General features: G+C 59.9%; 9 protein-coding genes and 1 pseudogene. 2 read left to right on the plus strand and 8 right to left on the minus strand.

Going from position 1 to position 10657, the window contains the following annotated elements; genetic code table 11:
• The 3 genes and pseudogenes from NW856_RS07535 to NW856_RS07545 form a co-directional block, all read right to left on the minus strand.
• Positions 1–107: hypothetical protein (locus NW856_RS07535; protein WP_414399702.1), on the minus strand; the 107-nt coding region annotated here is incomplete at its 3' end.
• A 1-nt stretch (position 108) separates the two neighbouring features.
• Positions 109–675, minus strand: a pseudogene (locus NW856_RS07540) (IS607 family transposase); the annotation flags it as partial.
• 73 nt (positions 676–748) lie between these two features.
• Complete coding sequence (locus NW856_RS07545) at positions 749–2131, minus strand: nicotinate phosphoribosyltransferase (protein ID WP_414399695.1); 1383 nt, start codon at positions 2129–2131, stop codon at positions 749–751.
• A 318-nt stretch (positions 2132–2449) separates the two neighbouring features.
• Here NW856_RS07545 and NW856_RS07550 point away from each other — a divergent pair, with 318 nt between their 5' ends.
• Both NW856_RS07550 and NW856_RS07555 read left to right on the plus strand, forming a co-directional pair.
• Entirely contained in the window at positions 2450–3520 is a 1071-nt protein-coding gene (locus NW856_RS07550) for an isochorismatase (protein ID WP_414399696.1), read from the plus strand.
• A 49-nt stretch (positions 3521–3569) separates the two neighbouring features.
• Positions 3570–4889, plus strand: coding sequence for an ATP phosphoribosyltransferase regulatory subunit (locus tag NW856_RS07555; RefSeq protein ID WP_414399697.1), 1320 nt, complete (start codon positions 3570–3572; stop codon positions 4887–4889).
• On the opposite strand, the gene NW856_RS07560 is transcribed toward NW856_RS07555, so the two are convergent.
• The 5 genes from NW856_RS07560 to tsaB all read right to left on the minus strand — a co-directional run bounded on the left by NW856_RS07560 (position 4873) and on the right by tsaB (position 10610).
• Positions 4873–5952: a DNA polymerase III subunit delta' gene (locus NW856_RS07560; RefSeq protein ID WP_414399698.1), complete on the minus strand. Its 1080-nt coding sequence runs from the start codon at positions 5950–5952 to the stop codon at positions 4873–4875. The two genes, NW856_RS07555 and NW856_RS07560, sit on opposite strands and share 17 nt — an antisense overlap.
• Before the next feature lie 3 nt (positions 5953–5955).
• Positions 5956–8313 (minus strand): hypothetical protein, encoded by a 2358-nt coding sequence (locus tag NW856_RS07565; protein WP_414399699.1) that lies wholly within the window; start codon positions 8311–8313, stop codon positions 5956–5958.
• Positions 8314–8764: 451 nt separating this feature from the next.
• A complete protein-coding gene (gene accB / locus NW856_RS07570; RefSeq protein WP_414399700.1) occupies positions 8765–9238 on the minus strand; it encodes an acetyl-CoA carboxylase biotin carboxyl carrier protein in 474 nt (157 codons plus the stop codon).
• Between the two features lie 70 nt (positions 9239–9308).
• Positions 9309–9866, minus strand: coding sequence for an elongation factor P (gene efp / locus NW856_RS07575; protein WP_414344890.1), 558 nt, complete (start codon positions 9864–9866; stop codon positions 9309–9311).
• 36 nt (positions 9867–9902) lie between these two features.
• A complete protein-coding gene (gene tsaB / locus NW856_RS07580) occupies positions 9903–10610 on the minus strand; it encodes a tRNA (adenosine(37)-N6)-threonylcarbamoyltransferase complex dimerization subunit type 1 TsaB (RefSeq protein ID WP_414399701.1) in 708 nt (235 codons plus the stop codon).
• Between the last annotated feature and the right edge of the window lie 47 nt (positions 10611–10657).

The following is a 10657-nucleotide window of genomic DNA, read 5'->3' on the forward strand; positions in this document are numbered from 1 at the left end:
ATGATGTCCCGCAGCTTTCTGGCCGTTTTTGGGGCACCGTGCTGGCACTGATGGGCAATCGCTTGGTTGTAGCAATACCGGCACGCTGCTTGCCAGTGTTTCCACACCTTAGCCAGAGCGGGTTCGGGATAAATCCTGATCTTCCTGGATTGCAGTTATGACTACGTCACGCTTACGCGATCGGTACTTCCTGAGTCCGCTGAGCCGATGACTGAAGCCGTGCAAAATGGCAAGAATATCCTCAACCCATTCCTGTTGGGGAGAGTGGTCTTGGTGATTGAGAACCACGTTTGCGTCAGCGGAGCGGAGCTCTTTCTCGAACCCGTGTTGACGGCAGTACCAGGCAACAAGCTCAAATCCAAAGCGGCAGAGGCGGTCTTTATAGGCGACCACAAGTGTGCCGACATCTCCTGCACCGATTCGTTCCAGTAGGGCAAGGAACCGTGGTCTTTGGAAGTGGAGACCGCCGCCAATGTCTCCGACCCCTTCGGCTCCAGAATGGAGGCTAACCAATCGAGCAATCTGTCGCTCCAAGTCGGGTTTTTGCGCTCGGCTGATAACTCTGGCGTAGAGAACAATGTGCTTCTGCTTTCCGGGTAACTTGATGTAGCTATCGAGGTCATATCGCCTTGCTCGTCCTGAAGGTGTTCGTACTGCCGACGAGCAACTTCTTTGGGAGTTACATATCGCGCCATGCTGAATACTATGTTCAGCATGGTTCAATGTTGCTTGGATTAGAATCCGCTCCTCAGGCAGGGCCCGCCGAGGCACATTCCTGGCCAAGGGTGTGGTCTTTCAACCGTTGCAAAGCGGCAGTCAGGGCTGTGGGCCAGGGATCGGGCTGGCGCAGTTGTCGCACTCCCTGGGGCAGGCACAGCACAGAGGCGCGGCTGGTGCGGGCAATGGCTTCCAGATCCGGCAAGGGATCCAGCAGCAGCCCTTTTTCCATAACTTTGCGCAAGAGCGGTTCGTAGCCAGGAGGCGGGGGCTCGTCAGCATGGCCCAACAAGTCTCCTTCAGGGCCGCGAAAGATCTGCTTGCGACCGGGAAGGGTGGCTTTGGCAAAGGAAGCTTTGGCCACTGGGATCCCATTGATTTCCACCAATTTGTACACCCCGTTTACGCCTTCTCCAGTTACCAGGCGGGTGCCCACCCCATAACCGCTGATGGGGGCTTGGGAGCGATGCAGGCGCTCGATCTCGTATTCGTCCAAATCCCCACTGACGAACACCGGGGCGCCTTGAGGCAAAATTTGTTTCACCCGGCGAGAGAGATCTTCCAAATCTCCCGAGTCGATGCGCACCCCGCCGATTTCCCCCTGGGATCCCAGTTGATCTGGGCTTCTGGCCGCAAAGAGCTGGGCTGCTGTGCGCGCCCCTTGGATGGGATCGTAGGTATCGATTAGAAGCGCAGCTTGGGGAAAGTAGCGCCGAAAGGATTGAAAGGCGCGGGTTTCGTCTCCCGAGAGAGCAGCAATGGCCATCACTAGGGAATGGGCCATGGTTCCTGCCGGCTTGCGCCCCAATTTCAGGGCTGCCAAGACGTTGGAGGTGGCATTGAACCCTGCCGCCAGAGCCGCCCGGGCTGCCCACAGCCCCGCCTGGGGACCAAAAGCTCGCCGGGTGCCGAACTCCAACAAAATGGCCTCATCCCCTGCTGCATCTCGCATACGGGCCGCCTTGGTGGCGATCAGGGTCTGGTAGTTAAAGGTGGACAGCAAGTAAGTTTCCACCAGTTGGGCTTGCCAGAGGGGGGCTTCCACCCGCAATAGGGGCTGGTTGGCGAAAATGGCCGTTCCTTCCGGCACCGCCCACATATCCCCCTCAAACCGGCAGCGGGCCAGCAGATCCCAAAAGCGCTCCGGCGCATCGGCGAAAATGCCCGTTTCCCGCAGTGCTCGCAAAGCCTCGGGGGCGAAGCTGAGCTGCTGCAGGTATTCCACCGCCTGGGTGAGCCCCATGGCAATCAGATAGCCATAGTCGGTGGGCAGCCGCCGCACGAACAGCTCAAAGGCAGCGGGCTGAGCCTCTAGCCCTTCCCCCACATAGCAAGCGGCCATGGTGAACTGGTACAGATCGGTTAGCAAGCCATAGTCTTGGGGCTGCAACGACGAGAAATCAGGGCTCAACATGAAAAAACCTCAAGGCAGAAGCCGATGGGGAGCGATGGGATCGAGCAGAGAGCTGTCGCCAAGGTTATAGTGAAACTTACCATAAGTAAGCCTGCCTGTCCGGGATCCACCAGAAGCACCGCAACCCCCGAAAAGCTCGAAAAATCGGTCTCAACAAGACGCCAAATCCAAACTTAGCCGAGAACACAGGCGGCCATCTGGACAAAACCTCTTCCCCAACTTATAGTGAAACCAACCATAAGTACCAGCCCGACTTCCTTTAACCTTAGATCAAGCTTGTGCAAGCCTGGTCAATCCAGCCCCCACCGGAAGAACGCCATGAATACCACTCTACAGGAGCTAACTGTTAAGGCTCCAGCGGGCCTTCCCCCCCACTTTGATCCGGAGCGGGTGGGAGAGATTTGGCGCGTGCCCTACCAACAGCGGGCAGCAGAAGCCGAGCTCTGGGCCAAGGAGCAAGGGATCCCGCCGGCAGAGGCGGATCGGGTGCGGGTGGGCTTGCTGCTCATTGATGTGCAGAACACCTTTTGCATTCCCGGCTTTGAGTTGTTTGTGGCCGGTTCCGGCGGGTTGGGAGCGGTGGAAGACAATCGCCGGCTTTGTCAGTTCATCTACCGCAATTTGGCCTGCATCACCCAGATTGTTGCCACCCTCGACACCCACACGGCCATGCAGATCTTCCACCCCGTCTTTTGGGTGAACGCGCAGGGAGCCCATCCTGAGCCGGCCACGGCCATTTCGGCAGCCGATATCCGCTGCGGACGCTGGCGGGTTAACCCCGCCATGGCTGCCAACCTCACCCAGGGGGATCTGACGCGGTTGCAGGTCTACGCTCTGCACTACGCCGAGCAGTTGGAGCAGGGGGGAAAATATCCCCTCATCGTCTGGCCCTACCACTCCATGCTGGGGGGGATTGGCCATGCCCTGGTGCCGGCGGTGGAGGAGGCGATTTTCTTTCACGGCATGGCCCGCTGCAGCCAGCCCAGCCTGCAGCTCAAGGGAGCCAATCCCTTGACGGAAAATTATTCCGTGCTTAGCCCGGAGGTCTTGACCGGGCCGGAAGGGGATCCCATCGACGAGAAAAATGAGCTCCTCATCCACCACCTGCTGCAGTTTGACGCCCTGATCGTGGCTGGCCAAGCCAAAAGCCACTGCGTGGCCTGGACGGTGAGCGACCTGCTGCAAGAGATCCAGGCCACGGATCCCAGCTTGGCCAAGAAAGTTTATCTTCTGGAGGACTGCACCTCGGCGGTGGTGATCCCCGGCGTTGTGGATTTCAGCGAACAGGCGGAGGCCGCCTTCGCCCGCTTTGCGGAAGCAGGAATGCACCGAGTACGCTCCACGGATCCCATCCGGGAGTGGCCTGAGTTTCCCCGGGATCCCAGCTGACCTCCAACATCCGGTATGATGCAGCAGGATCCTCTGCTGGAGCAGCCCTGTGTACGGTCGCGGTAGCGGTGCGGAGCACTCTCGCGGTAGCGGTGCGGAGCACTTTTGGGATCCCCGCCCTGAGGCCAGTTCCACCGTCTCCAGCAGTCTGCGCCCCCCCAGCGGTGCCCGGGATCTCCTGCCGCGGGAAGTACAACGGCGGGAGAAGCTGGAGGCTCAGCTGACCCGGGTTTTCCGGCGCCATGGCTACCAGCGCATCATCACTCCCACCCTAGAGCGGCTGGAAACGCTGCTGGCGGGGGGATCCATCCGTGCCGAGTCGGTGCTGCAACTGCGGGATGGCGAAGGGACGATGCTGGGGCTGCGCCCCGAGTTCACTGCTTCCATTGTGCGGGCGGCAGCCACCCGTCTAGCCGGTGGGCCTTTGCCGTTGCGGCTCTACTACCACGGCAGCGTTTTTCGCAACAGCCGCCGGGAGGAGGGATCCTACAGTAGCCAGGAGTTTTTTCAGTCCGGAGTGGAGCTGATCGGGGCAGGGGGATGGCTGGCAGATGCCGAGATTCTGCTGCTGCTGGCCGATTGCATTCGCTCGATCGGCATCTCTTCTTGTGTAAACGGGACGGAGGCCGCCTGGACGCTGCTGCTGGGAGATGTCAGCCTCACCGAGAGTTTGCTCAGCGCCGTTGCCCCCACGGCTCAAGCGGCAGTGCGCCGTGCCATTGCCCAGCTCGACTACGTTTACCTGGAATCGGCCCCTCTGCCGGAAGCCGCCCGCCAGATTGGCTTGCAGATTCTGGGGCTGCGGGGCCAGCCCGGCTCAGTTCTTTCTGACCTGGCTCAGTTGCCCGTGCCGCCTGAGCGGCTGCGGGATCTGCGGCAGCTCTGCCAGGTGCTGGAGGAACATGGGGTGCGGGTGGTGCTGGATCTGAGCTTGTTGCAAACCCTGGCCTACTACACCGGTATCGTTTTTCAGGCGGTGGCGAGCGGGGAGGTCATTGCTCTGGGGGGGCGCTACGACCGGCTGTACGCCCTCTACAGCCCTCAGCAGGCCAGTCGCGCTGGCGGCGGCACGGAATCCTCGCAGCCGGGGATTGGCTTTACCCTTCTGCCGGATACGCTGCTGCGGCTCTTGCCCCCCGATCCCCAAACCGAGGAGATGGGCTGCAAACGGTTGGTGGTGCCCCTGGTGCCGGCAGGGATCCCGGCGGCGCTGGCCTTGGCCGCCCGCTGGCGAGAATCGGAGGCGGTGGAGCTGGAATTGCTGGATCGGGCCCCTGAAGAGATCGAAGCCTATGCCCGCCAATGTCGGATCCCGGAGATCGCCTGGGTACAAGCCGACGGCAGCTACCACATCACCCACCCGGGCTAATGCTGGCAAGGTTGACCTCCCAACAGAGACGGGGCTGCACCAGTTGCAACAGGTGTTGGCGAATGCGTTCCAACTGCCGGATGGCGCTCTGCACCCCTGGCGCAAACGGCTGACGGGATCCCTGCGCCCAAAAATGCTGCTGCAAATAATCGATCAGCCACAGTTGTGCCGGCAGCTCCAAACTGGCCACCGCTCTGCCCAATTCCAATGCCTGCTGGAGAGAAGAGTGCCAGGGCCAACGTTTGAGTTCCTCAAGGAGCGACGGCGGGATCTGCCGTAGGTGCTGGTGGGCCAGCAGTGCCAAGCCGGGGCTGCCCTGGGCCAAGGCAATCAGCTCGGATCGAGGGATCCCTGCCAGATCTGGGCAACCCAACCCACTCAGCACCCGGTCGACCTCTTCTGGGCTGAGGCGGCGAAAAGGCACCATCTGGCAGCGGGACAACAGCGTCGGCAACAGCGAGGCCGCCTGGGGGGCGATGAGTATAATATGGGCTGGGCCTGGCTCTTCCAGAGTTTTCAACAAAGCATTGGCAGCGCTTTCCGCCAAGGTTTCGGCTCCCTCCAGCACCACCACCGCTCCCGTTCGCGTAAGCGGGACGGAGTCCTTTAGCGGGGCGGAGCCCTTTCGCTGGGCTCGAATCGGCTTGCGGGCACAGAAGCGGGATACCCCCTGCACCTGCTCCAGGCGAATTTGGGGCGGCGAGCGCCGTTGCAAGGTTTGCGCCTCCGGGGAGTCTGCCGCAATTAGGCGGCCTTGGTGCAGGTAGGTGGGGCTGACCCAGTGGAGATTGGGATGGTTGCCCGCCAGCAGCCAACGGCAGTGGGAGCACTTGCCGCAAGGGATCCCGGAGCTGGATTCGCACAAGAGGGCCTGGGCAAACCAACGGGCCATCAGCTTCCGCCCCACCCCTTGGGGGCCCAAGAAGCAGTAGCTGGAAGTCACCCGCCCCTTCTCCAGGGCCGCCACAAGCAGTCGTGCCGCCATCTCCTGCCCGACAATGTGCTGTGGAGGCAAGACCTTCATCCGCTTGACGGTCTCGGCGCTCGGACGGAGTTCTGGCATATCTCAGCATCCGCTGGCAGAAGCTGGCAGGAAATGTTTGCGAAAATACTGCAGCGTCTCCGGTCGCAATAACCCCCGCTCCACCAAGGGATCCCCCCAGTGGGGCGAAGATTCATCCATCGGCGGCAAGGACTCCAGCACTTCAGCAGCCAACAAGTCGGCAGCCTTGAGGAACTCTCCCACCGTGCGGCACCCCGACAAACGGGCAGAATACCCCCCATCCGCAAAGAACTTGATCGTGGTTGCCTTCAGGCCGGTACACTCGCCAATGACCGCGGTCAGCTTGCCCCCCGACTGTTGCCAGCGGCTGAGGATGTCTTGGATCTGGGGCCGATCCAGCAAGCCCGCTGCCTGCAAGTTTTGGAACAGATGCCTGGCCCAGGGGGTGAGTTCCGCCAGCAAAGGATCCGTCGGCGTATGCGTATCCTCAGGAGTGTCGGCGTCGGTCTCGGGTTCCTCCGGTCTCCCCGTAAGGACTGCGTTTCGCTCACGCAAGCGTGCTGGCCCATCTTTGGCGGTTGAACCAGAGAAGTTGGCTGCTCTCAACTGGGCTTGGGCTGCTTCGGCGATCAGCTTTTGCTGTTCGTAACTCACCTGCAGCAGACGGTTGCGATTCTGTTCAATCTTGAGATTCTCTTGCAGGGACTCCAGGCTCTGCCGATAGGCCGCCAGCAGCTCTCGCGCATCTCGCAGTTCCACCGTCAAGTTGGCCTGCTGCTGTTGAAGGGCGCTGAGGCGGGATCCCATCGTTTTCAGTTGTTGTTGAGCTTGCTCCAAGGCTTCTTGGCGGGCTTGCAGGGATCCCTCCAGTTGGACAATGCGCTGGTCGGCCTCGGCCCGTTCTGTCCTGAGCTGGTGGATCAGGGCTTGGCTCTGCTGCAGTTGCTCCTCCAGTTGAGCAAGGTGCGCTTCGTAGTCACGGTTGGCTGCCATCAGCCGCGCCATTTCCGCTTGCAGTTGTTGTAGCTGCACCTGTAAGCTTTCCACCTGCTCTGGGGGAACATAGCCGGAAAGCCGCGCCATTTGGGCCTCGTGCTCTTGCTGTAACTGAGCGTAGCGCTCTTGCCACATCTGCAAAGCGGCCCTCAGCTCCGCAATCTGTTGCTCCAAGGCGGCAACCTGCTCTGGCCAGAAGGAATCCAGATGCCGGGATAGAGCAGCCTCTGACTCTGCAGCTTGCTGGGCAAGTTGGGCCTGCAACTGATCCCGCTCCGATCGGAGCTGCTGGATTTGATGAAGCGCTGCCTCCAATTGGGCGCGTAGGTCAGCCACAACGCTGCTGGGCACCGAGTCCAACTGGCGTTTCTGCAGAATCTGGATTTGCTCTTGCAACTGCTCCAGTTCCGACTGATAGCAATCTCGCTGGGTTTGCAACTGCCGCTGCGCCCTTTGCTCAGCAGCGCGGGCAAGAGCCAGCTCCGTTTCTAGACGTTGCAGTTGTTCCCGCCAAACCCGCAAATCCTGCTGCAGCGTAGCCTGGTGCTGGAGCTCCGCCTGCTGGAGACGAATGGTGGCTTCCAGTTTTTGAATGCGCTGCTGATACTGGCTTTGAAAATCGGCAATCTGCTGGTTCATGCTGGCCAGGATCCGATCCCATTCCTGTTCCTGGAGCTCGATTTGTAGCTGCAAGGCTTCCACTTGCTTGCGGCAGTCGGCCAAGGTGGCCGGTTGAGGCTCATCGGCAAAGGGATCCGAGGCTGCCGCGGCTAATGTTCCAGGGATGGAATCTCCCCCAACTGCGGATTCGAGACTCGATGGCTGAATTGTTCCCTCGCAAGGGATCTTGGCCTCTTCGGGTACAGCCAAATCCTGGGCCAGAGCTTCTCGGCCAGGAGTTGCCGCTCTTTGGGGGGTAAGCTGAACCTCGGGTTTGGGATCCCTGGCCAAAAAAGGCTGCAGCGCCTCCCACGCATTGGGGGAAGCCATCCGCTGCAGTTGCACCTGAACATCCAAGGCGCGATCCAAAATGGCGGGCTGTACCCAACCTTTCCAGGTGAGGATTTCCCCCAATTTCCGCCCATAGCGACGCTGTTGAGCCAGAGCAACCCGCAATTGCTCGAAATCCAAATGGCCCAGCGCCACCAAAATCTCTCCTAGAGAAAGGGACTGGCTGGGCAGGAAGCGGTAGAGATCAGCCAGAGTGAGCCAGCCGCGCTCGAGACACACTTCTCCCAACTTGAGGTGGTTTTGCTGTTGCTCTCGCAGAGCCTGAGCCAACTGGGATTGGGAGATCAGACCCGCCCGCAGCAGACGCTGTCCCAGCGGCAAGCTCGACTCAGCCTCACCGTCAGCAGCACCCCGCCCCTCCAGAAAGGGGAATGGGGTAGAACCGCTCTGGGAGGAAGAGGAGCGCGGAGGCATCAGAAAGGTTCCCAGCTCAGGACTATATTTGTTGTTGCTGTACTCTAGCCTATTGCTCCACAGGATAGAGCATAAAGAGATGACAACGCCACATTGCCGTATTGGCATTGTGGTCGTTTCAGGTTAGGGTGAGATGCCTGGGCTGTTGAGAAAAGCCTTTGGCCGGGGGCATTATGGCTCCGCAACGCTGACGCGACAACGCGACCGACGTTTTAGGCGTGGGCGCAGTGTCCTAGTTTGAATTGATGATTTGAATTGATGAATTGAAATGGCCATAATCGGAATGGCCATAATTGTGGACATAACTGACAGACATCAATGTTGGCTCTAAAGCCAACTCACTTTCTTCCTGCTTGAGAGAGAAGTCAAGCTCACCTGGCCCCTCTCGGGAGCGCTGCACCGGCAAGGCAAAGGAAATTGGGTCGCCAAAATCCGGCTTCTCCCTTGCCCACTAACCCGTGGGATCCAACCGCATCAACACCTGCCCAAACTCCACCGATTGCCCATTGCTCACCAAAATCTCGGTCACCACGCCTGCCGCTTCGGCCTCGATCTCGTTCATCAGCTTCATGGCCTCGATGATGCACAGGGTTTGGCCCTTGTTCACCCGTTGGCCAACCCGCACAAAGTCAGGTTCACCTGGAGCTGGGGCGCTGTAGAAAGTGCCCACCATCGGCGCCGTCACGTCTATCCAATGGCTGGGGGTGGATTTGGGAGCAGTGGGAGGAGGGGGCGCTTCTGCAGGAGCAGGAGGAGGCGCAGAGGAGACAATAACCGGACTGGCGGGGATGGAGGAGAGCTCAGTCGGGATCCCTTTGCGCAAGGTGAGGCGAAAATCTTTGAACTCCAGAGTTAGCTCGGTAACATCGCTCTCTTGCAGAGCGGCCAGGAGAAGACGAATTTCCTGCCAATTGACAACATCCAAGGGAAGGTTCACTCCTGATGCATCACCTGTCCACAACGGAAATCCATAACCGGATAAGGAGAAGGAGAACTCACTCCCGGCCCAGATAGGTGTCGGTGCGGGTATCGACCCGAATCCGTTCTCCAACCTTGATGAACAAAGGCACCTGGATCTCAGCACCGGTCTCCAGCTTGGCCGGCTTGGTTCCCCCAGTGGCGGTATCTCCTTTCACCCCTGGATCTGTTTCCACCACTTCCAGAACAACGGTGTTGGGCAGCTCCACATCGATCACCTGCCCATTCCAGCGCAGGATTGACACTTGCATGTTTTCTTTCAGATATTTCACGGCGGAGCCAATTTGGGCAGCGGTAATTGGAGCCTGCTCATAGGTCTCCATGTCCATAAACACCAAGTTGTTCCCTTCCGCGTAGAGATACTGCATCTCGACTTTTTCGATGGTGGCTGCGGGCAGGGTTTCACCGGCGCGGAAGGTTTTCTCCACAACGTTGCCAGTCTGCATGTTTTTGAGCTTAGTGCGCACAAAGGCTGCCCCCTTGCCGGGTTTCACATGCTGGAAATCGATCACCTTGTAGGGAGCTCCGTCAACTTCTACAGAGACGCCAGGGCGCAAATCGTTGCTTGAGATCATGTCAGCAGAGGGATCCGTTGCTTAGACTTCCCAATCTTACCGTGACGATGGGACACTCCGTTCGCGCTGGGGAGGCGGAGTCCGATTCAGCCCTCTGAGATCAATCGGGGGCTGGCGACCGTAGAGGGGCAGCACCTCCTGCCACTGAGGGCGCAATCCGGCCCGAAAATCGGCGCGGGCCAATTCTGCCAACGCCACCACAGGTGCAGAATCCACAAAATCGTCGGCATCTACAGATAAAGCTTGCGGCCAATGGCGGAGAAGGGCCTGCCAAGCCTCTTCCTCCCAGAGCCGATCGGCCGCTTCTGCAGCGATACGCTCTTCCACCACCCGATACACACCGCCATACCGCTCTCCTCGTTTGGCGTCCATCTGCACCGCCACCGTCAAGGGCTGTGCCGGGGATCCCTGCTCCTGCCACACCTGGCGGGCGAGGACGGCCAAAGCCGAGTAGCCAAACACGGGAATGCCCAGTTGCTGGCCCAGCAGACGGGCCACGCTCACCCCCAAACGGCTGCCCGTAAAGCTGCCCGGCCCCAAAGCTACAGCGATCCCGGCTACCTGTGACCAAGCCTGACGGGCCAAGAAGTCTCTCAAGCAGGGGTGCAACTGCGCTGCCATCTCCCGATCCAGCCACCAGCTCTGGCTGCGGGGTTCTCCCAGCCCCGGCTCCAACGGCAGCAGGGCCAGGCCCAAAACGGGTGTGGTGGTGTGGATCCCTAAAATCCACCGAGGGGCGGACACGATCTTTCTCCCTCCTTTTTGTATTGGGTGGTTGACGAAACTTAACG

It is taken from the genome of Synechococcus sp. R3-13 (genome assembly GCF_047462195.1).
In the GTDB taxonomy this organism is placed as follows: domain Bacteria; phylum Cyanobacteriota; class Cyanobacteriia; order Thermostichales; family Thermostichaceae; genus Thermostichus.

Bases quoted from the DNA above. Each gene is read 5' to 3' on its own strand.
- NW856_RS07545 (WP_414399695.1), bottom strand. From the start codon at position 2,131: ATGTTGAGCCCTGATTTCTCGTCGTTGCAGCCCCAAGACTATGGCTTG.
- NW856_RS07565 (WP_414399699.1), bottom strand. From the start codon at position 8,313: ATGCCTCCGCGCTCCTCTTCCTCCCAGAGCGGTTCTACCCCATTCCCC.
- NW856_RS07550 (WP_414399696.1), top strand. From the start codon at position 2,450: ATGAATACCACTCTACAGGAGCTAACTGTTAAGGCTCCAGCGGGCCTT.
- efp (WP_414344890.1), bottom strand. From the start codon at position 9,866: ATGATCTCAAGCAACGATTTGCGCCCTGGCGTCTCTGTAGAAGTTGAC.
- NW856_RS07560 (WP_414399698.1), bottom strand. From the start codon at position 5,952: ATGCCAGAACTCCGTCCGAGCGCCGAGACCGTCAAGCGGATGAAGGTC.